Annotated in this window: 18 protein-coding genes and 2 tRNA genes; 15 read left to right on the forward strand and 5 right to left on the reverse strand. The window is 36.0% G+C overall.

Annotated features, from left to right (window positions below):
- Positions 1 to 48: 48 nt before the first annotated feature.
- The 11 genes from UH1x_RS02465 (at position 49) to UH1x_RS02515 (ending at position 10,520) form a co-directional block, all read left to right on the forward strand.
- Positions 49 to 822: a glucose 1-dehydrogenase gene (locus UH1x_RS02465; protein WP_482624845.1), complete on the forward strand. Its 774-nt coding sequence runs from the start codon at positions 49 to 51 to the stop codon at positions 820 to 822.
- A 36-nt stretch (positions 823 to 858) separates the two neighbouring features.
- Positions 859 to 2,073: an acyl-CoA dehydrogenase family protein gene (locus tag UH1x_RS02470; RefSeq protein ID WP_482624847.1), complete on the forward strand. Its 1,215-nt coding sequence runs from the start codon at positions 859 to 861 to the stop codon at positions 2,071 to 2,073.
- 58 nt (positions 2,074 to 2,131) lie between these two features.
- Positions 2,132 to 3,199 carry a phosphotransferase family protein gene (locus UH1x_RS02475; protein ID WP_482624849.1) on the forward strand — a complete coding sequence of 356 codons (1,068 nt, stop codon included), beginning with the start codon at positions 2,132 to 2,134 and terminating at the stop codon, positions 3,197 to 3,199.
- A 5-nt stretch (positions 3,200 to 3,204) separates the two neighbouring features.
- The gene (locus tag UH1x_RS02480; protein WP_482624851.1) at positions 3,205 to 3,588 is read left to right on the forward strand and encodes a hypothetical protein; all 384 of its coding nucleotides are present in this window, start codon (positions 3,205 to 3,207) and stop codon (positions 3,586 to 3,588) included.
- Between the two features lie 54 nt (positions 3,589 to 3,642).
- Positions 3,643 to 4,398: an SDR family NAD(P)-dependent oxidoreductase gene (locus tag UH1x_RS02485; RefSeq protein WP_482624853.1), complete on the forward strand. Its 756-nt coding sequence runs from the start codon at positions 3,643 to 3,645 to the stop codon at positions 4,396 to 4,398.
- A gap of 5 nt (positions 4,399 to 4,403) precedes the next feature.
- On the forward strand, positions 4,404 to 5,174 hold the full coding sequence (locus UH1x_RS02490) for an enoyl-CoA hydratase/isomerase family protein (protein ID WP_482624855.1): 771 nt from the start codon (positions 4,404 to 4,406) through the stop codon (positions 5,172 to 5,174).
- Positions 5,175 to 5,246: 72 nt separating this feature from the next.
- Positions 5,247 to 6,251 carry an NADP-dependent oxidoreductase gene (locus UH1x_RS02495; RefSeq protein ID WP_482624856.1) on the forward strand — a complete coding sequence of 335 codons (1,005 nt, stop codon included), beginning with the start codon at positions 5,247 to 5,249 and terminating at the stop codon, positions 6,249 to 6,251.
- Between the two features lie 105 nt (positions 6,252 to 6,356).
- Positions 6,357 to 7,331 carry an NADPH:quinone oxidoreductase family protein gene (locus UH1x_RS02500; RefSeq protein ID WP_482624858.1) on the forward strand — a complete coding sequence of 325 codons (975 nt, stop codon included), beginning with the start codon at positions 6,357 to 6,359 and terminating at the stop codon, positions 7,329 to 7,331.
- 78 nt (positions 7,332 to 7,409) lie between these two features.
- Positions 7,410 to 8,147, forward strand: coding sequence for an SDR family NAD(P)-dependent oxidoreductase (locus tag UH1x_RS02505; RefSeq protein ID WP_482624860.1), 738 nt, complete (start codon positions 7,410 to 7,412; stop codon positions 8,145 to 8,147).
- 4 nt (positions 8,148 to 8,151) lie between these two features.
- Entirely contained in the window at positions 8,152 to 8,616 is a 465-nt protein-coding gene (locus UH1x_RS02510) for a MaoC family dehydratase (RefSeq protein ID WP_482624861.1), read from the forward strand.
- 80 nt (positions 8,617 to 8,696) lie between these two features.
- Complete coding sequence (locus tag UH1x_RS02515; protein WP_482624862.1) at positions 8,697 to 10,520, forward strand: AMP-dependent synthetase/ligase; 1,824 nt, start codon at positions 8,697 to 8,699, stop codon at positions 10,518 to 10,520.
- A gap of 249 nt (positions 10,521 to 10,769) precedes the next feature.
- Here UH1x_RS02515 and UH1x_RS02520 read toward each other — a convergent pair.
- The 3 genes from UH1x_RS02520 to UH1x_RS02530 form a co-directional block, all read right to left on the reverse strand.
- A tRNA-Pro gene (locus tag UH1x_RS02520) sits at positions 10,770 to 10,847 on the reverse strand.
- 39 nt (positions 10,848 to 10,886) lie between these two features.
- Positions 10,887 to 10,975: transfer RNA gene (locus UH1x_RS02525), tRNA-Ser, on the reverse strand.
- A gap of 112 nt (positions 10,976 to 11,087) precedes the next feature.
- The gene (locus UH1x_RS02530) at positions 11,088 to 13,124 is read right to left on the reverse strand and encodes an HD family phosphohydrolase (RefSeq protein WP_482624863.1); all 2,037 of its coding nucleotides are present in this window, start codon (positions 13,122 to 13,124) and stop codon (positions 11,088 to 11,090) included.
- Positions 13,125 to 13,245: 121 nt separating this feature from the next.
- On the opposite strand from UH1x_RS02530, the gene UH1x_RS02535 reads away from it, so the two are divergent.
- Together UH1x_RS02535 and UH1x_RS02540 are read left to right on the forward strand one after the other, a co-directional pair.
- Entirely contained in the window at positions 13,246 to 14,421 is a 1,176-nt protein-coding gene (locus tag UH1x_RS02535) for an acetyl-CoA C-acyltransferase (RefSeq protein WP_482624865.1), read from the forward strand.
- A 17-nt stretch (positions 14,422 to 14,438) separates the two neighbouring features.
- Positions 14,439 to 15,191: a C40 family peptidase gene (locus UH1x_RS02540; RefSeq protein WP_482624866.1), complete on the forward strand. Its 753-nt coding sequence runs from the start codon at positions 14,439 to 14,441 to the stop codon at positions 15,189 to 15,191.
- Positions 15,192 to 15,237: 46 nt separating this feature from the next.
- Here UH1x_RS02540 and UH1x_RS02545 read toward each other — a convergent pair whose 3' ends face one another.
- Both UH1x_RS02545 and gyrA read right to left on the reverse strand, forming a co-directional pair.
- Positions 15,238 to 16,500 carry a tetratricopeptide repeat protein gene (locus tag UH1x_RS02545; protein ID WP_036155659.1) on the reverse strand — a complete coding sequence of 421 codons (1,263 nt, stop codon included), beginning with the start codon at positions 16,498 to 16,500 and terminating at the stop codon, positions 15,238 to 15,240.
- Positions 16,501 to 16,540: 40 nt separating this feature from the next.
- Entirely contained in the window at positions 16,541 to 19,099 is a 2,559-nt protein-coding gene (gene gyrA / locus UH1x_RS02550) for a DNA gyrase subunit A (RefSeq protein ID WP_482624868.1), read from the reverse strand.
- Between the two features lie 259 nt (positions 19,100 to 19,358).
- On the opposite strand from gyrA, the gene UH1x_RS02555 reads away from it, so the two are divergent.
- Positions 19,359 to 21,911 (forward strand): ATP-dependent Clp protease ATP-binding subunit, encoded by a 2,553-nt coding sequence (locus tag UH1x_RS02555; RefSeq protein ID WP_482624870.1) that lies wholly within the window; start codon positions 19,359 to 19,361, stop codon positions 21,909 to 21,911.
- A 206-nt stretch (positions 21,912 to 22,117) separates the two neighbouring features.
- Positions 22,118 to 22,516, forward strand: coding sequence for a hypothetical protein (locus tag UH1x_RS02560; protein ID WP_036155664.1), 399 nt, complete (start codon positions 22,118 to 22,120; stop codon positions 22,514 to 22,516).
- The last annotated feature ends 4 nt before the right edge of the window (positions 22,517 to 22,520 follow it).

A 22,520-nucleotide genomic window follows, 5' to 3' on the forward strand; every position in this document is an offset into this window, starting at 1 on the left:
CTTCTGCAATCATTATTTAATTAAACAAGTAGCAACCAATAATATAAAATGAGTATAAAACAAAGATTTGATGTTACTGGCAAAGTAGCAATAATAACAGGCTCTAGTAAAGGAATTGGACTTTCTATAGCAAAAGGATTAGCTGAAAACGGTGCAAAAGTAGTCATCAGCAGCAGAAAACAAGATGCTGTTGATGCCATAGCAAAAGAAATGAACGAAGCTGGCTTTGATGCAGTGGGTATTGCATGCCATATTGGTGACCCAGACCAATGTGAAGCTTTAATCAATAAAACCATAGAGAAATTTGGCAGAATAGATATTTTGGTAAACAACGCTGCTATCAACCCATACTATGGTCCTTTAGAAGCTTCCGATAACGAAGTTTTTGACAAAATCATGAATGTAAATGTAAAGGCGCCTTGGCTGCTTTCAAACTTAGCACAACCGCATATGAAAACACAAGGTGGTGGCAGCATTATCAATATCTCTTCCGTAGAAGGAATTCACCCCGGTTTTAATCTTGGATTATACAGTATTTCCAAATCAGCATTAATAATGCTATCAAAGAATCAAGCAAAAGAATGGGGAAGACATGGTATACGTTCTAATGCAGTTTGCCCTGGATTGGTGAAAACGAAGCTTAGTGAAGCACTTTGGTCAAATGATAAATTGGCTGCAGGTTATAAAGCGGTAGTACCTTTAAAAAGAATTGCGGTACCAGATGAATTAGCGGGAGTGGTCATGCTTTTAGCTTCAGATGCGGGCTCTTATATGACAGGCGGAGAGTATACCGTTGATGGTGGTTATTTAATCTCAGGATAAAAAAACTCAATATTAAGTTGATAAAAGAATAAGCTAATGAATTTCGAACATAGCGAAAAAGCAATTGCATTACAGAAAAAAGTACAAGCTTTTGTTGATGAACACATTCTTCCAGTAGAAGCTGAGGTTGATGCTTTTCATCACCATCCGGATAATGCCTGGAAAAAATGGCCAGGATTAGAAGGCTTAAAGCAAAAAGCAAAAGATGCTGGTTTATGGAATTTATTTCTACCTAAAGCTTACGGCGATTTAAGTCCAGGATTAACAAATTTAGAATATGCACCGTTAGCTGAAATAATGGGTCGTACCATATGGGTTCCAGAAATATTTAATTGTAATGCCCCTGACACGGGAAACATGGAAGTACTTGCTAAGTATGGCACTCCCGCTCAGCAAAAACAATGGTTAAAGCCTTTAATGAATGGTGAAATACGTTCTGCTTTTTTAATGACTGAACCAGAAGTTGCATCTTCTGATGCTACAAATATTGAGACCTCTATTGTTGCCGATGGCGATGAATATGTTATAAATGGTAAAAAGTGGTGGTCGTCAGGTGCTATGGACCCCAATTGCAAAATTAGTATTGTAATGGGAAAAACAGATTTTGATGCCCCAAGACACCAGCAACAGAGTATGATTTTAGTTCCTATGGATACTCCAGGTCTCAAAATAATTAGACACTTACCTGTTTTTGGGTATTCTGATTCTCCAGAAGGGCATGCTGAAATTTTATTGGAAAATGTTCGTGTACCAAAAGAAAATCTATTGGTAGGTGAAGGACAAGGTTTTGCTATTGCTCAAGGTAGATTGGGACCAGGTAGAATTCATCATTGCATGCGCCTGATCGGTATGGCACAAAGGTCTCTAGAAATTATGGCAGAGCGCACTACAAAACGAAAGCCTTTTGGTAGAACATTAGACACCTATAGTAGCATACGACAAGATATTGCCAGTTCTGCGTGCGAAATAGAACAAACACGATTACTAGTACTATCTGCTGCGGACAAAATGGACAGACTAGGTAATAAAGAAGCAAAAGATCTAATTGCGATGATAAAAATTGTTACACCAAAAATGACCTTAAAAGTGATTGACAGAGCTATTCAAATTTTAGGTGGTATGGGTGTTAGCAACGACACTCCTTTAGCACACTTTTATGCTGCTGCAAGAACTCTTAGGTTGGCAGACGGACCCGATGAGGTGCATATGAGCCAACTTGGTAAAAATGTCATAAAAAGATATGCCAAATAAATAAAACGATAATCAAAATTTAAAAGCTTCCCTCCTACTTGGGAAAGAAAATAACAATATGAATATAAAACCGGTTAGAAAAGGTGAAGAATTACAAGAAATTAATCTTAAGAAATTTCTTCTTGAGCACAACTTAATTGCACATACTGATAGTCCACTTCAAGTAGAACAATTTGCCAATGGTTTTTCTAATCTTACTTACTTATTAAAAATTGAAAATAAGGAATACGTCTTACGCCGACCTCCATTTGCTGCACCAAAACGAGGACACGATATGAGTCGCGAATACAAGGTTATTTCAAACTTAAATACTGTATTCGATAAAACCCCTAAAGCATATACATATACTGAAGACACTACAATTATTGGAGCTCCATTTTACATCATGAGTAAAGTAAAAGGGATTATCCTGACTGCTAGAGAAGCACATAAACTACAAATTACTCCACTAGAGTTTAAGACCATTTCCAATACATGGCTAGATACTTTTGTAGCTTTTCACGCAATAGATTACAAAGCAGCAGGATTAGAAAACTTGGGACGTCCTGAAGGTTATGTGGAGCGACAAGTAACCAATTGGAGCAAACAATATGTAGCTGCCGCAACAGATGATGTCCCTACTGCCGGGAAAGTCATGAAATGGATGGCAGAAAATCAACCCAAATCCTATGACCACACTTTAATACACAATGATTTTAAATATGACAATGTGGTTTTTAAGGACAATAGCTGGAAAGAAATTACAGCTATTCTAGATTGGGAAATGTGTACACTTGGTGACCCTTTAATGGACCTAGGTACTTCTTTGGGGTATTGGACCACGTATGCAGACCCAGATTTTATGAAGCAAGGTCTACAGTCTCCAACGGTTATGGAAGGTAATCCTCTTCGTGCAGAAATTGTACAGCAGTATGCCGTAAAAAGTGGACGAAATGTAGATAACCTAATTTTTTATTATGCCTACGGATTGTTCAAAATTGCCGTAATCGCTCAGCAAATCTACTATCGCTATAAAAATGGACATACGAGCGACCCAAAATTTGCGCACCTAAACAAAGCATCTGAATTATGCTGTAAAACAGCTTGGGAAGCAATTCAAAAAAAACAAATCGATAATTTATTTTAAAATATTTGAAAACAACATCATATCATAAAATTAATCTAGAACAGTTAAAAGCCTTTTCGCTATTACCTGCCGGTAAACCTGTGGTGATGATGAACTTGCTAAAATTTAAAGATACGGTTGCAGAAACCGGATTATCTGGAGCAGAATCATATAAAGAGTATATGAAAGCGGCCATGCCCTTCTTTCAAAAAGCGAACGCTGAAATTCTTTATATGGGAAAACCTCAACGAACATTGATTGGACCTGAATACGAAGTTTTATGGGACAAAATATTACTTATAAGATATAAAACTCCAGTTGATTTTTTAACAATGATTACAGCAAAAGGCTATCCCGCACATTTAAGAGATCAGTCTTTAGAGGATTCCAGATTAATTCAATGCCATTGAAAATTTGAGATTTAAAATATAAGCACTTAGAATACTAAGGTTAAAATAGAAGAAATGAATTTAGAAGATAAAGTAGTAATTATAACTGGTGCCGGAAGCGGTATTGGTGCAGCAGCGGCTAGACTGTTAGGTGAACGCAAAGCAAACGTAGTGGTTTCAGACATCAACCTGGATAACGCCGAAAAAATTACTGAAGAAATCAAAAAAAACGGCGGTAAAGCATTTGCCATTAAAACCGATGTTACAAAATATGAAGAGGTAGAAGAACTGATATCTCAAACAGTATCAAAATACGACCGTGTTGATGTTATTGTAAACAATGCCGGCATTGGTGGCAAGCATCAATTAAAAACTGCAGAGCACACACATGAAGATTGGCATAATGTTATTGCCGTGAACCAAACAGGGGTCTTTTACTGCATGCAAGCAGCTCTTAAACAAATGACGAAGCAAGGTCATGGCAACATAGTCAATGTAGCTTCTTTAGCGGGGCTTAAAGCTTCCGGAAATAATCTTTCTTACAGTGCAAGTAAATTCGCCGTGGTGGGTATGACCAAATCCGCAGCTTTGGAATATGGTAGTAAAAATATTCGCATTAACGCGGTTTGCCCAGGTTACACACATTCTGCATTATTAGACCAACTGCTAAGCGTTAGACCTGACATGGGAGATCTGCTAAAAAGAATGATCCCTATGAAGAGATTTGGTGAAGCCAATGAAATTGCAGAAGGCATTTGCTATCTGGCTTCTGATAATTCTAAATTTATGACAGGACAAACATTAACACTAGACGGAGGAACATCCTTATAACAATTATGGAAACATTAGAAATTACATATAAAGACGAGTACGCTATAGTGCAAATGAACCGTGGAAAGGTAAACGCTATTAATGCGGAAATGGTTTCAGAAATGAGAGAAACCTTCAAATCTATAGCTGTAAATGACCAGGTAAAAGGTGTAATACTTTCCGGTCAACCTCACTATTTTTCCGCAGGGCTAGACTTAATTGAACTATTTCAATATGACAAAAATCAAATTAGTGATTTCTTTTCCGCCTTTGGTAGTTTGTATTTAGAACTGGTAGAATTTAAAAAACCTTTTATATCTGCTATAACCGGTTATTCTCCTGCTGGAGGATGTGTTTTAGCAGTTGCCAGCGATAATCGGTACATGGCAGATGGGGAAAAATATGTTATAGGACTCAACGAGGTTGCCGTAAATATTCAGATCAGTCAAAACCTGACAGAGGTCTATGCATTTTGGATGGGTGACGGATTAGCAAGCAGATATATTTTAGAGGGAAAATTGTTAACTGGTAAAGAAGCGCTTTCTGCCGGTTTGGTAGATGAATTGGTTCCGTTAGAAAATGTTTTGGAACGTGCTGAAAAGCAAATGCGACTTTACATGAAAGCAGACCAGCAAATTTGGAGAAATACCAAAGCGAAAATACGAAAACATCTTCTTGAAAAATTAGATGTAAATGGAGAAAACTCCCTAAAGGAAGCAGCAGAACTTTGGTGGAAACCCGAAATACGAGCAAAGATGAAAGCCTATGTAGAAAGCTTTTCCTCCAAAAAAAAATAAACAAGCAACTAACTTAAATTAAAGTAAATCAGATTCTGACTAACATTAGAATGATTATAAAATTACTAATTCATGAACAAACAATTATTATTTGTAAAAAGACCAACAGGTGACGCAGACGCTTCTACATGGTCGTTAGTGTCTAATCCTATCCCTAAAATAAAAGAAGGAGAAGTATTAATACAACAGCATTTTGTGTCTCTTGACCCTGCCATGCGCGGTTGGATGAATGAAGCAAAATCATACATACCACCTATGGAAATAAATTCGGTAATGCGAGCGGGTTCTGTTGGTCAGGTTATAGAAGCTAACAATCACCCAGAATTCAAAGTAGGTGATTATGTTGCCGGTTATGCCGGTGTGCAACAATATATTGCTACAAATGCAGACAGCTATTACAAAGTAGACCCAAAACTGGCACCATTACCCACTTACATTGGCACTTTAGGAATGCCTGGTATGACCGCATACTTTGGCATTACAGAGGTTGGCAAATTAAAAGAAAGTGACATTGTTTTAGTTTCCGGTGCAGCCGGTGCCGTTGGTAGTATTGTTGGGCAGGTTGCTAAAATAAAAGGATGTAAAGTAGTAGGGATTGCAGGCGGTACTGATAAGTGCAAATACGTTGTTGATGAACTAGGTTTTGATGCCTGTATTGATTATAAAAATGAAGATGTTAAACAACGATTAAAGGAAGAATGTCCTAAAGGGTTAGATATCTATTTTGATAATGTTGGTGGCGAAATACTTGACATAGCCTTAGGTAGATTGCGCATGAATGCAAGAATAGTTATTTGTGGCGCCATATCACAATACAACAACAAAACCGAAATAAAAGGACCTAGCAACTACCTATCCTTATTAGTAAACAGAGCAAGCATGACAGGTATGGTTGTTTTTGATTATGCGGATAGATATGCTGAAGGTGCTAAAATTTTAGGTGGCTGGATGGCTCAAGGCAAACTAAAAAGTAAAGAGGACATCTACGAGGGAATTGAAAATTTTCCCGAAACCTATAGCCGTCTTTTTTCTGGTGACAAGATGGGTAAATTGGTGTTGAAAATAATAGAGGAATAAATAATAAAATACAAGCACAAATACAAAAATCAAATTCAGAAAGACAAAAGCTGAAATTTGAATTGGTAGTTGAGTTTGACTTTTAAATTTTGAATTTTAATAGGTATGAAAGCAATACGGTGTAAAAAATTTGGTCCCCCCTCTTCTTTATCACTAGAAGAGGTCGATAATTTAAGTCCGAAAGCAAAAGAAGTTTTAGTAGAAGTAAAAGCATGTGGATTAAATTTTCCCGATACATTGATTATTCAAGGTCTGTATCAGTTTAAACCAGAATTACCTTTTACCCCGGGTAGTGATGTAGCCGGTATCGTTAAAGAAGTTGGCGACGGAGTCTCGCATTTAAAAGTGGGTCAAGAAGTATTTGGTTTTGTAGCACATGGTGGCTTGGCAGAAGAGGTATTAATACCTGCTAACGCATGCTTTCCAAAACCTTCCCAAATGGATTTCCCTATTGCAGCTTCATTTTTGATGGCTTACGGAACGTCATATCATGCATTAAAAGACAGAGGTAATTTGAAAGAAGGAGAAACACTTTTGGTTTTAGGTGCCTCTGGTGGTGTAGGCTTGGCAGCTGTTGAATTAGGGAAGCTTATGGGAGCCAAGGTTATTGCAGCAGCTTCTACTAATGAAAAGTTGGCCTTATGTAAAGAATATGGTGCCGATGAAATAATAAATTACACCACACAAGACCTTAAAGCTTCTATAAAGGAATTAACAGATGGTAAAGGTGTAGATGTTATATATGACCCTGTTGGCGGAACATATTCAGAAGCCGCTTTTAGAGGTATAGCACGAAATGGCAGGTATTTGGTAGTAGGGTTTGCCGCAGGCGATATCCCTAAAATTCCGCTTAATCTTCCGCTTTTAAAAGAAGCTTCAATTGTCGGTGTTTTTTGGGGTGCATTTGCCATGAAAGATGCTAAAGCGAATATGCAAAATACAATGGCTTTAATGAAATGGCATGCTGAAGGTAAACTAAAACCACATATCCACGCCATTTATAATTTGGAAGATACTGCCACGGCACTTGAAGAAATGACCGACAGAAAAGTGAAGGGTAAATTGATTGTTAAAACCTGAAAGAGAAAGTAACAAACAGCGAAGCATTCTTAACATAACAATTCTATTAAAAATATAAGAATAAAGAAACAGAACATCATGAGATTAGAAAACAAAATAGCAGTAGTAACAGGCGGTTCTAGAGGTATAGGACAAGCAATATCAGAACTTTTTGCAAAAGAAGGTGCAACCGTAATAATAGTTGATTTATTGCAAGAAGGACAAACCGTAGCAGATGGTATTAACGCTAGTGGCGGTAAAGCAGAATTTCACGCCGTGTCAGTTACAGACAAAACGGCTATTGAAAGTCTTTTTGCATCTATAAACGAAAAGCACGGAAAACTGGATATATTAATAAATAACGCAGGGATTACAAGAGATAAAACTCTTGAAAAAATGAGTGAAGAAGAATTTGATTCTGTAGTAAACGTAAATCTAAAAGGAGTCTTTTTGTGCACCCAGGCTGCAGCACCTTATATGAAAGCCAATAAATATGGTAGAATAGTAAGTGCAGCTTCTAATGTTGGTTTAAGGGGAAATTTTGGTCAAACTAATTATGCCGCAACAAAGGCAGGAGTTATTGCAATGTCAAAAACATGGACTATGGAACTTGGTAAACACGGGATAACGGCCAATGCAATTGCGCCTGGTTTCACCATGACAGACATGGTTGCCAAAATACCAAAAGAACATTTTGCTGCAATTGAAGCAAGTATACCGTTAAAGACCGTTGCACAGCCAATTGATATTGCCTATGGATATCTATACCTAGCATCAGACGAGGCTCGGTTTGTTTCAGGAATTTGTTTAACAATAGATGGTGGAACTTCAAGATAATAACATGGCAAAATTAGAGATAGAGGATTTTAAGGTATTTAGAACTTTAGAGGGCAAACCACTTCCTGAAGGTGATTGGATGGTGGTAACCCAAGAAATGATCAACGATTTCGCCAAAGCGACCGGTGACCATCAATGGATTCATGTAGATGTTGAAAAAGCTACAAAGTACTCCCCTTTTAAAAAACCTGTTGCACATGGTTTTATGTCGATTTCTATGCTTTCAAAAATGTTAGAAGATCTTATTTCGGTAAAGTCAGTTAAAATGGGCGTTAATTACGGATTGAATAAAGTTCGGTTTCCTAGTCCCGTATTGGTTGATAGCCGCCTTCGATTAGTAGGCAATATTGCCAACATTGAAGAATACGGCGATACCGGATTAAAAGTTACATGGAACTGTACCGTTGAAATTGAAGGTTCAGAAAAACCAGCCTGTGTAGCAGAATTTATCAGTCTTATGTTCTCATAAGACCTTAATAATCATAGTTATGTAAATAAAATCTCTTGTAAATTTTTCGTATTTTAAACTAGCAAAAACAAACAGAAGCAATGACCAGACTCTTTGACCTTTTATACCATCAACTTGAAAATCATCCTTTAGAAAATTCCATAAATGGTCGAGATGCCTCTGGAAAATGGAAATCGTATAGTTCGCAAGAAGTTAAAGAAACTGCCGAAAATATGGCATCAGGATTATTAAATCTTGGTCTAAAACCAGGTGATAAAGTTGCTTTAGTTGTTTATAAAAATAGACCGGAATGGATGATTTTAGATTTTGCTATGCAAATGGCAGGTATCATAAGTATTCCCTTATACCCTACTATTAGTGTTGGCGAGTATGAATATATTTTAAACGAAGCGGAGGTAAAAGTAGCTTTTTGCGGTGGCGGAGATTTATATAGCAAATTAAATGCAACACGAAAAAGTGTAGTCACCCTTGAGCACATTTATACATTAGATAAGCAATCTAATATTCCGTATTGGGAAGACGTATTTGACAATTCTCATATTACCGAAATAGAAAAAATTAAAAGCGGGATTACAAATGAAGATTTAGCAACCATTATTTATACCTCCGGTACCACAGGAAACCCAAAAGGGGTTATGCTATCGCACAAAAACATAATGCACATCGTTCTAAATACTTCTCCTCATTTACAAGCGAAACCAGGAGACAATGTATTAAGTTTTTTACCCTTGTGCCATATCTACGAACGCTCTGTTTCATTTGTGTACTATTACAAAAGTGCTAAAATATTTTTTGCTGGCACCGACAATCTAAGTGGTCCTGAAGGTGACTTAGCTGCAGTTAAACCTGCAACATTCACTACTGTCCCTAGATTGCTAGAAAAAATTTACGAAGCTATTTACAACAAAGGATTGGCATTAGATGGTACAAAAAAGAAGCTATTCTTTTGGGCTTTGTCATTGACCGATGATTATGAACTAAATCAAAAATTATCTTTTGTCACCAAACTAAAATGGAAAATTGCCGATAAATTGATTTTCTCTAAATGGCGAGATGCCCTTGGAGGAAATGTAAAAGCAGTAGTTACAGGTGCTGCTCCTTGCCCGGTTAAGGTTATGCGTGTTTTTTGTGCTGCCGGTATACCTATTCGTGAAGGATATGGACTAACAGAAACTTCACCTACTTTAAGTGTAAATACTATGGAACCAGACGGAGCCCTTTTAGGTTCTGCAGGTCCGCTCATTGATGGTGTAGAAATATTAATAGACCAAGAAGATGGAGATTATAGAGAAGGCGAAGGAGAGATTTTAGCCCATGGACCAAATGTTATGATGGGGTATTACAAAAAACCAGAAGTCAATACTCAAGTTTTTTGCATAAAAGATGGTAAACGTTGGTTTCGCACTGGTGATATTGGTACGCTAGTAAAAGGACCAACGGGACGAGAATTTTTAAAAATTACTGACAGAAAGAAAGAATTACTTAAAACTTCTGGTGGTAAATATGTTGCACCGGCACCTATTGAAAATAGAATAAAAGAGGAGTTTTTGGTAGAACAAATGATGGTTATTGGTGATAAACAAAAATTTGTATCCGCTTTGATTGTCCCTGCAGAGGAAGCATTGAAAAGCTACTGCCATAAAAAGGATATTCCTTGGACCAGTTTAGATGAAATAGCAAAGCACCCCAAGGTACTAAAGCGATATCAAAAAATAATTGATAGATACAACCCTGAATTTAGCCATGTAGAACAAATTAAAAAATTTAAACTCATTGCTCGTGAATGGTTACCAGTGCATGCAGATGGTGCCGCTGCAGAATTGACACCTACCCTTAAATTAAAGCGTAGGGTCATAAGAGAGAAGTTTAGCACTGAGATTATGGATATTTATGCTGAACAATAGAAAAACAAAGAATCAACCTTCGCTACAGAAAATTTGTAGTTCATGTTTTACTTGAACTACGCTAATCTTTATGGGAATTTTTTAATTACTATTATTCAATTGGCAATGTCAGGTATAGTTTAAGCGTTTAACCGTCTACACTTAACCGGTTTTAGCGGATATCTGCACTTATCTTACAAATAATACAACAGACATCCTTAAAATGAAAAAACCCTCGCAAATCAAATGATTTACGAGGGTAATTAAAATTGGTCGGGGTGGCAGGATTCGAACCTGCGACCTCCGCGTCCCAAACGCGGCGCGATAACCGGGCTACGCTACACCCCGAATTGGTTATCAAAAAATATGTCTCTCAACATATTGTTGCGGAGAGACAGGGATTCGAACCCTGGGTAAATGTTTCCACCTACGACGATTTAGCAAACCGCTCCTTTCGGCCACTCAGGCACCTCTCCAGTAATTCTTCAATGAACTGTTGCTCTAAATAGCGGATGCAAATGTAGTAAGTATTACTGATTATACACAACTATTTTTAATGTTTTTTTTTAATAAAAAAATACATCACTGTTACTCAGGATATTCCACTCGCAAATGATAAATATTTATGAGCTTTTGTTTGAATATTTTCTTGATTGTTTCTATTTCTTTGAACGTAATGTCTGCATTCAAAAATTGATTTGCCTTCATTTGACCCGAAATTATTTTATCAACAAACTCATCAATAATTAAAAAAGTAGGATTCTTTAAACTCTTTGATGCCGCTTCTACAGAATCTGCCATCATTAATATTGCAGTCTCTCTAGAGAATGGCAACGGACCAGGATACCTAAAATCCTCTTCATTTACATCTTCTTCTAATTCTTTCTGTTTCTTGTAGAAATAAAATACCAATGTGGTACCATGGTGAGAACGTATAAAATCTATAATACGATCAGGTATATTATTCTTTCTAGCTATCTCTATTCCCTTTATGACATGATCTATTATAATACGAGCACTGTCTTTAGGACTAAGCTCATCATGCGGATTCACATTTGTCACCTGGTTTTCCGTAAAGTAAGTTGGATCGTTCATTTTACCAATATCATGGTATAATGCCCCTACCCTAACCAACATAGCATTTGCTCCAATTTCATTAGCAGCTGCTTCAGCTAAATTGGCGACCTGTAACGAATGATGAAAAGTTCCTGGTGCCTTGTTAGATAATTCCTTTAAAAGCTTAGAATTGGTGTCTGACAACTCCAATAACGACACATCTGACACCAGCCCAAAAACTTTCTCATAGATATATATTAAAGGCTGTACAAAAAGGGTAATCATACCATTTAACAGAAAAAGCCCCAATGTGTACCATTCAATATCACTTAAGTCTCCTTCGTGTATGGTATGAAAAGCTAAATATCCAATAATATAAATCAAAGTTATTTGACCGACACTAACAAAAAGGTTTGCTCTTTTATACAGTTCTGATACCGTCAAAATTGTAACTATACCTGTAATAATCTGCAGAAATATATACTCAAAACTATTCGGTACTACAAAACCCAAAATCAGTATCGTCAATACATGTACAAACAATCCTAATCTAGCATCAAAAAACGTTTTTAAGATTAGCGGAAGTATACATAGCGGCACAACAAACACTAATTGGTCATTGTACTTTATAACCATAGTGGTAATAAATACCATCAATAAGATATTGAAAAATATAAAAGTGACCTTTACATTATTATCATAAACGGTTCTTCGGTATTTTTTCAAAAACAAGAACAACATAATAAGTACTAGTGCCACCAGAACAGTATACCCTATCAATATATAATAATAGTTATTTGCAGTCCATAACTCAGATTCGTATTCAGATTTTAACGATTCTAATATCTTAAGATTTTCTGCCTCTACAACTTCTCCTTTAGCAATGATCAATCTTCCTTGATCTACTGTTCCCCTTGTATATGATAATTTAGACAATGCTTCTGCCCTAGCTTTTTGGGTAAGACTATTATCAAAACTTACATTGGGAGCAATAATATCAAAAAAAAGTGCTTGAGTTTCTTTCTCAAATGCAGCTAAATTATTCTCTGCAAGAACTTTACTTACCAAGTTATTGATTTCGTTTACCCTATAGAAATCTGAAACCCTAACTTTTCTTGCTTCATTATCTTTAACCAAATAAATATAACTCCGCTGAATTTGCTTACCATTATTTTGCAAAATACCCTTGGCGTACACCGAATCTAACACCACTTTTGAAAAGTACTTTAAACGCGATTTTTGATTTTCACCAAGTGTGGCTCTATCCCATTTATTTTCAAATTTTTGCTCAAATTCTTTTGCAACACTACTCACCTCAGCCTGATCATATCTATAATAAGGCAACTGATTACTTTCTATTACTTGCTTTTCTTTCGCTATTTCTGCATCGGTTTTTTGAATGGAAAAATCGAAAGGCGCATATAGATTTTCAAACTGCCAAGGTTTCCCTTTTTGAAATTCGTACTTGAACTTTCCTCCCTTAGGCAAGAAAAACACAATAAATGCAACTGCTACAAAATAGAGTATATACTTGAATATGAGCGATTGCTGTTTGTAAAGATTATCCAAAAGAAAATTGTATTAGGTTCTTCAAAAATAGAAAATAATAAGCTGATAACTAGTAATTGAATCGATATCCCTTGGGTTGCTATAGAATTTAGTAATTTCGTGTAATCAAATAATTAAAAACATGAAAGAAGTCGTTATCGTATCAGCCGTAAGAACTCCAATAGGAAGTTTCATGGGTGGATTATCAACAGTTCCTGCTCCAAAATTAGGAGCAATTGCTATTGAAGGCGCATTAAAAAAAATCAACCTTTCACCTACATTAGTAGATGAGGTAATAATGGGAAATGTAGTGCAAGCCGGTACAGGTCAAGCACCTGCTAGACAAGCTGCTATATTTGCCGGCATACCAAATACTGTTCCTTGTACAACCATCAATAAAGTTTGTGCCTCTGGTATGAAATCAGTAATGCAAGGTGCACAAGCAATTGCTTTAGGCGATGCCGAAATTGTTGTTGCAGGCGGCATGGAAAATATGAGCTTAATACCTCATTATGTTCACATGAGAACAGGTACTAAATTTGGACCTACTTCCTTAATTGACGGTATGCAAAAAGACGGTCTTGTAGATGCGTATGATGAAAATGCTATGGGTGTTTGTGCCGATGCATGTGCTACTGAATATGAATTCAGTAGAGAAGATCAAGATGCTTATGCCATACAATCATACAAAAGATCTGCAGACGCTTGGGAAAACGGAAAATTTGACAATGAAGTTATTCCTGTAGCTGTTCCACAAAGACGCGGAGAACCTAAAATGGTTACTAAAGATGAAGAATTCAGTAATGTTTATATTGATAAGATTCCGAATTTAAGACCTGCATTTTCAAAGGATGGAACGGTAACCGCTGCCAACGCTTCTACAATTAATGATGGCGCTGCTGCATTAATTTTAATGAGCAAAGAAAAAGCAGAAGAGCTAAACCTAAAACCATTGGCTGTGATCAAAAGTTACGCTGATGCAGCTCATGAACCTGAGTGGTTTACTACAGCCCCTGCAAAAGCATTACCAAAAGCTTTGGCAAAAGCTAATCTAAAATTAGAAGAGATAAACTTCTTTGAATTTAACGAAGCTTTCTCTGTAGTTGGCCTTGCCAATATGAAAATACTAGGCTTAAATGATAAAAATGTCAATGTAAATGGAGGCGCAGTTTCTTTAGGACATCCATTAGGTTGCTCTGGTGCACGAATTCTAATTACATTATTAAATGTATTGGAACAAAATAATGCTAAACTAGGTGCTGCCGCAATATGTAACGGTGGTGGAGGTGCTTCAGCTATAATTGTTGAAAAAGCATAAGCGCATAAAATTTGTATATGCAATACGGTATTTGTCAATTAAGCATTGTTCCTGTAAGAAGTACTCCAGACGAGGCATCTGAACTGATTACCCAACTTTTGTTCGGTGAACATTATAAGATACTTGAATGCAGGAAGAATTGGTCTAGAATAAAGACTGTTGCTGACAAATGCGAAGGATGGATAATGAACAGCCAGTTAGTTTTTATACCGGAAGAAGAATTTAATGCCATCCAAGCAAATAAAAAATCAAAGCATGTCTCCCAATTAGTATCTTTTGTTGAAGATTCAAATAAAATTTTGACGCCAATACTAATTGGCTCCTGTTTGTTTGAAACCCCTTCATTACCGTTTGATTTTGATGGTAATTTGAGTGGCGAAATTAATACCAAAGAGAACTTGGTTAAAACGGCATTGCTTTATTTAAATTCCCCCGAACTAAAAGGTGGAAAATCTCCTTTTGGGATTGATAGCGCAGGTCTTTCACAAATGGTATACCAAATAAATGGATACCATCTTTTAAGAACTGCAGAGACTCAATCTACTCAAGGTACTGCGTTAAGTTTTGTTGAAGAAAGCGAAGCTGGAGATTTAGCTTTTTTTGATAACGCACAAGGTGAAATTGACCATGTGGGTATTATCATGGAAAACAATTATGTTATTCATGTGAATGGAAAAGTTAGAATTGACCGTTTAGATCACACCGGCATATTCAACAACGACCTTAGAACATACACCCACCAATTAAGGGTTATTAAAAAGATAGTATAAAAAAAGGCCCTAGATAGGGCCTTTAATTTTATAGGTAAGTTTACAATTACTCTCCTAACATCTTCTTCATCTTCGTGAAGTTTTCAGTATCACCCATTGCTCCGTAAATATTCTTAAGCTGAGTCATTATATTTTCGTTTTCAGGATTGTTCTTTAACGCATCTTCCAATACATCTGCACCTTGCTTGAACAAACCATCCTTCTTTTCTTTTAACTCATCATATCTTGCAATGTCAGCTCTAGAGTTCCCTAAAGAATTCATTTCATCAATTAACTTATTTCCTTCGTTAACATAAGTAGTAGAAAGATTTAAATAAGCATTAGTATATTCAGGATTAAGCTCAATTGCTTTTTTATAAGATACACGAGCATCTTCATAATTCTCCTGCTCCATGCTAATAACACCAACGTTATAGTGTAAATCTGGATTATCAGGAGCCAATGCAATTGCTTGAGCCATCAATTCTTTAAACTTATCCTTATTTCCTTGATTGAAATATAAGTTAGCTTCGTTCAAAATAAGATTTACATCTTCTGGATCATTCTTTCTTGCCTCTTGATAAGCCTCTAAAGCTTTCTCATCTTGACCTAATTGCGTATAAATCAATGCAGTATTTTTAACGATCTCAGCTTTTTTAGATGGCGTTTTCTCATCTACAGGATTAGAATAAGTACCAGACTTAACCATTAGGTCACGTTGAACTTTATCCATCTCCTCTACTTCACCTGAAGCAGCGTTGGTTGCTTTATAAATCATACCGCCACCATCATAACCAACTTCTTGAAGCTTGTTGTAATAGTCCAAAGCCATTTCATAATGTCCACCGTTTACAGCACTACCTGCAGCATAGTACAAGTATGAAGTATCTTTTGGACTAAGTGTATAACTCATGTACAATTTCTCAGCAGCTTCTTTGAATTTGTTGTTACCGTTATCACTAACAGCAGAGTTTACAAGATCAGCAGTCAATGCAGCCATGTATTGGTTGGTTTCAGAAGTATATTTCTGCTTACCGGAAGCTTCTTCTATTTCTACGACTTTCTTAAAAGAAGATGCCGCTTTTTCAAACGCATCATTATTTCCTTTTTTGGCTAAATCATTATATATCTTACCTCTTGTAAAATAATACTGCGCCTGGGTTTTTTCATCTGCAGCGGCAATTGTACCTGAAGCAGCTTCTAAAGCTGTTTGTGCAGTAGCTGAATCACCAGCTTTCAATGCCTTTTCTGCAGCTTTTATTTCATTCTTTTGAGCAAAACCGACCATTGTAAATGTCAGTGCCGCTACAAGTAATAATCTATTCTTCATTTTTAATATATTAATTATTAGTGTTTACTTTTAAATGATGTTACTCTTCAGTTTCAGGATTATCCGTGTCTGTACTTTCTTCGGAATCAGAATTATCAATCTCCGTGCCATCTTCTGCATTTACCTCAATATCAAGTATTTCAGCTTCTTCCAAATCATCCTCATCCTTCATAACCTTCGCTACTGCAGCAATAGAGTCGTTACCTTTAATATTAATCAACCTAACACCCTGTGTTGCTCTACCCATTACACGTAAATCTTCTACGCTCATACGTATTGCAATTCCAGATTTATTGATAATCATTAAATCATCAGAATCGGTAACGTTTTTAATTGCTACTAATCCGCCCGTTTTATCGGTCACACTAATAGTCTTAACCCCTTTACCTCCTCTATTGGTAACTCTATAATCATCAATACTTGATCGCTTACCATAACCTTTTTCTGAAACAACTAATATTTCATCTTCAAAATTATGTACAGAAACCATACCTATTACCTCATCCTCGTCATTTGCTAAAGTAATACCACGAACACCAGAAGCATTTCTACCCATTGGTCGTGTTTTACTTTCTTCGAAACGAATAGCTTTACCAGATTTAAGTCCTAAGAAAATTTCACTAGAACCTGTAGTTAATTTAGCCTCTAACAATTCATCACCTTCACGAACGGTAATGGCATTAATACCATTTTGACGTGGTCTTGAATATTGCTCCAAAGATGTTTTCTTAACAACACCTTTCTTAGTAGCCATAATAACATAGTGTGCATTGATATACTCTTCATCCTTTAAATCTTGTGTACAAATGAAAGCTTTTACACTATCATCTTGTTCAATATTTATAAGGTTCTGAATTGCACGTCCTTTTGATGTTCTACTTCCTTCCGGAATTTCAAACACACGCATCCAGAAACATTTACCCTTCTGGGTAAAGAATAACATATATTGGTGATTGGTACCTACAAATAAATGCTCTAAAAAATCTTCATTTCTTGTAGAAGATGCTTTTTGACCAACCCCACCTCTATTTTGTGTTTTGTATTCACTTAAAGGAGTTCTTTTAATGTAACCCGCATGAGAAATAGTAATTACTACTTGCTCATCTGGAATCATATCTTCCATGCTAAGATCACCACCTGCAATATTAATTACAGATCTTCTTTCATCTCCGTATTTACCTTTAATCTCAAGAAGCTCATCTTTGATAATAGACATTCTACGTTCTTTCTTATCAAGAATATCTTTTAAATCTGCTATAAGAAGCATGATTTCATCATATTCGCTTCTTAACTTATCTTGCTCCAGACCAGTAAGTTGACGAAGTCTCATCTCTACGATTGCCTTCGCTTGAATTTCACTTAATTTGAAACGTTCAATTAAGTTCGCCCTTGCTTCATCCGCATTTTTAGAGGCTCTGATTATAGCAATTACCTCATCGATATTATCTGATGCAATAATTAAACCTTCTAAGATATGAGCACGATCTTCAGCCTTCTTTAATTCGAACTGTGTACGCCTAACTACCACTTCATGTCTATGCTCAACGAAATAATGGATCATTTCCTTGACATTCAACAATTGAGGTCTTCCATTGACCAATGCAATATTATTGACACTAAAAGATGTTTGTAATGCTGTATACTTAAAAAGCATGTTCAACACAATATTAGGAATAGCATCCCTCTTTAAAATGTAAACGATACGCATACCGTTTCTATCGGATTCATCTCTAATATTGGCTATACTTTCCAATTTTTTATCATTGACAAGATCGGCAGTTTTCTTAATCATATCTGCCTTATTGACCTGATAAGGAATTTCGGTAACAACAATACATTCGCGACCTTGAACTTCTTCAAAAGTTGCTTTTGCACGCATTTTTACACGTCCTCTTCCTGTATGAAAAGCTTCTTTTACACCATCATAACCATAAATAGTACCACCAGTTGGAAAATCCGGTGCTTTAATATGTGTTATGAGCTCATCTATCTCAATGTCGTTATTATCTATATATGCAACCGTACCATCAATTACCTCAGATAAGTTATGTGGCGGCATATTGGTTGCCATACCTACAGCAATACCAGATGCACCGTTCACCAACAAACTTGGAACCCTAGTAGGCAGAACCGTTGGTTCTTTTAAAGAGTCATCAAAATTCAATTGATAATCTACGGTTTCCTTTTCTATGTCAATTAGCATATCGTCTGCTATCTTACGCATACGGGCTTCCGTATAACGCATTGCCGCAGGGCTATCACCATCAACAGAACCAAAGTTACCTTGACCATCTACCAACATGTAACGCAAACTCCATTCTTGAGCCATACGTACCATGGCATCATATACAGAAGTATCACCATGTGGGTGATACTTACCTAAAACTTCCCCAACAATACGTGCAGATTTTTTATGTGAGCTATTACTTCTAACTCCTAATTCATGCATTCCGAAAAGAACTCTTCTGTGTACGGGTTTTAATCCATCCCTGACATCTGGCAGGGCTCGTGACACAATGACCGACATTGAGTAATCAATGTAGGCAGATTTCATTTCCTCTTCAATATTAATGGGAATCAATTTTTCACCGTCAGCCATTTTAAAATCTTCTGTTTTTTAATTAGTAAAAAAGCATGCCAATATACTTAAATCCTAAGCGTTTTAAGAATAAGTGGATTTAATAATATTATTTTTTATTAACACTTGGCATAGTTATGTTAATTTTTACTTTATATCAGTATTTAGGTACTATTAAAGCCGCATTTAATGGGTTTTACAATAACTTTAACGATTATAGGTACGGTATTTGCCATTGATTGAATCATATTTAGTAATTTTATAGTAGATAATATAGTATATGGATGATAATTTTTCCCCAAGAGTTAAGGATGTAATTGCTTATAGCAAGGAGGAAGCATTGCGACTTGGTCACGATTTTATCGGTACCGAGCACCTCATGCTAGGGCTTCTTAGAGATGGAAACGGGAAGGCTATAAGCATTTTAGATGCTTTGGAAGTTGATCTGGAACACCTACGTAGAAAAGTAGAAATACTTAGTCCTTCTAACCCTAACGCCAGTGGCGTACAAAAAGATAAAAAGAATTTACACTTAACAAGGCAGGCAGAGCGTGCATTGAAAACCACATTTTTAGAAGCTAAACTTTTTCAAAGTTCTTCTATAAATACAGCGCACCTTTTACTTTGTATTCTTAGAAATGAAAATGACCCTACTACGAAGCTTTTACATAAACTAAAGGTGGATTATGACGGAGTTAAGGAACAGTTTAAATTTATGATTACAAGCGATGACGATATGGTAGACGGCCCAACGGCCGAATCTTTCCCTAGTGATTCTGAAGATACGAACGAAGGTAAAGAAAGTACTTTCGGTGCTTCTTCTAGTCAAAAAGGTACCAAGAAATCCAAAACTCCGGTGTTAGATAATTTTGGTAGAGACCTTACCCAAATGGCTGAGGAAAATAAATTGGACCCAGTTGTTGGTAGAGAAAAAGAAATAGAAAGGGTTTCTCAAATTCTTAGTAGAAGAAAAAAGAACAACCCATTACTTATAGGTGAGCCCGGCGTTGGTAAAAGTGCCATTGCAGAAGGTCTTGCCTTAAGAATTATAGATAAAAAAGTTTCTAGAATTCTTTATAACAAAAGAGTTGTTACACTTGATCTTGCTTCTTTAGTTGCCGGTACAAAATACCGTGGACAGTTTGAAGAGCGAATGAAAGCAGTAATGAACGAATTGGAAAAGAATGACGACGTTATTTTATTCATTGATGAAATTCATACTATTGTAGGTGCAGGTGGAGCTACCGGAAGTTTAGATGCTTCCAATATGTTTAAACCAGCATTAGCTAGAGGTGAAATTCAATGTATTGGTGCCACTACACTAGATGAATACAGACAGTATATTGAAAAGGACGGTGCTCTAGAAAGACGTTTTCAAAAAGTTATTGTTGAACCAACTTCTGTTGATGAGACAATTGAAATTCTTCATAACATAAAAGGTAAATACGAAGATCACCATAATGTAACTTACACTGATGAAGCTATTGAAGCTTGTGTTAAGTTGACTAATAGATACATGACGGATCGTTTTTTACCGGACAAAGCTATTGATGCTTTAGATGAAGCTGGTTCTCGTGTACACATTGTAAATATGGATGTTCCAAAACAAATTCTTGAATTGGAAAAGAAATTAGAAGATGTACGTGAGCTTAAGAACAGTGTTGTTAAAAAGCAGAAATATGAAGAAGCTGCGAAGCTTCGTGATGACGAAAAAAGTCTAGAAAAGGAACTTGCTATTGCTCAAGAGCGCTGGGAAGATGACAGTAAGCTTAACAAAGAGACCGTTAGTGAAGACAATGTTGCAGATGTTGTTTCTATGATGAGTGGAATTCCTGTTAATAGAATTGCACAGACAGAAAGTAATAAGTTGGCAGGTTTACCTGAACTTATTAAATCTAACGTAATTGGTCAAGATGATGCAGTTGCCAAGGTTTCTAAAGCTATACAACGTAATAGAGCCGGACTTAAAGATCCAAACAAGCCAATTGGTTCGTTTATCTTTTTAGGTCAAACAGGTGTTGGTAAAACACAATTGGCAAAAGTTTTGGCTAAAGAACTTTTTGATTCTGAAGACGCACTTATTCGTATAGACATGAGTGAGTATATGGAGAAATTCGCCATCTCTAGATTAGTTGGTGCACCTCCAGGATATGTTGGTTATGAGGAAGGTGGTCAATTAACCGAGAAAGTTAGAAGAAAACCTTACTCTGTTATTCTTTTAGATGAAGTTGAAAAAGCACATCCAGATGTATTCAATATGTTGTTACAAGTATTGGATGATGGTTTCTTAACAGATAGTCTTGGTCGTAAAATCGATTTTAGAAATACCATTATTATAATGACTTCTAATATTGGCGCTAGACAATTAAAGGACTTTGGACAAGGTGTTGGTTTCGGTACTTCTGCCAAAAAGTCACAAGAAGATGCGCATCAAAAAGGTGTTATTGAGAATGCCTTGAAAAAAGCTTTCGCTCCTGAATTCTTAAATAGAATTGATGATGTAATTGTTTTCAACGCTCTTGAAAGAGAAGACATTCATAAGATTATTGATATTGAATTAGCGAAGTTATTCAAGAGAATCAAGGATATTGGTTACCACTTGAATCTTACTGATGAAGCTAAGGATTATATTGCAGAGAAAGGCTTTGACAAACAGTATGGAGCTAGACCGCTAAAAAGAGCAATTCAAAAATATATTGAAGATGCACTTGCGGAAGAAATAGTGAATTCTAAACTTAAAGAAGGAGATAGTATTTATATCGATCTTGACAAGAAAAGTGAAGAATTGACTATAAAAATTGAAAAAGCAGAGGAAGAATCACCTAAAACATAGGTATTCTTACTTTACTATCATATAAAAAAGGAGCCCTCTGTAGGGCTCCTTTTTCGTACAATTCAATTTCAATTGTAAGAATACAAATACACTGATTGGTAGGCATACGCAGTATGAACGATATTTTCGCGTTTAAACTAAAAATTTACCTAGAAAATGCAGTTCCTTTTACTTTCGCTTCAGACACACTATATAATACAAGAAGAATGAAGTTAGGATCTACCAAGAAAAAGGTAATTGTGCGGGAGTACGAATTAGAAACCGGAAAAATTCAAGTTTATGATAATTATATGGTATCCATCTTTGACGAGGGAGCTACACTAACTTTAGAAAGAGCATATCAGATAATCGGTATATCTGAAATTCATTTTAGAGACAGAAACTTTGGCTTCATAAGTTTACGTAAAAACTCTTTTGCCATAGACCCTACTATATATAACTATCTTAAGCAATTAGACAACCTTAAAGCTTTTGCAATAGTTTCTGTAAAAGAAATAGACATGCATAACTTTAAGATTGAAAAACTGTTTTACAAAAAACCAATGAAGTTTTTCATTGAATTTGACAATGCATTAAAATGGGTTAAAAGAAGAGTTAATTCTTAAAGAG

Source organism: Maribacter sp. UH1 (assembly GCF_056839145.1).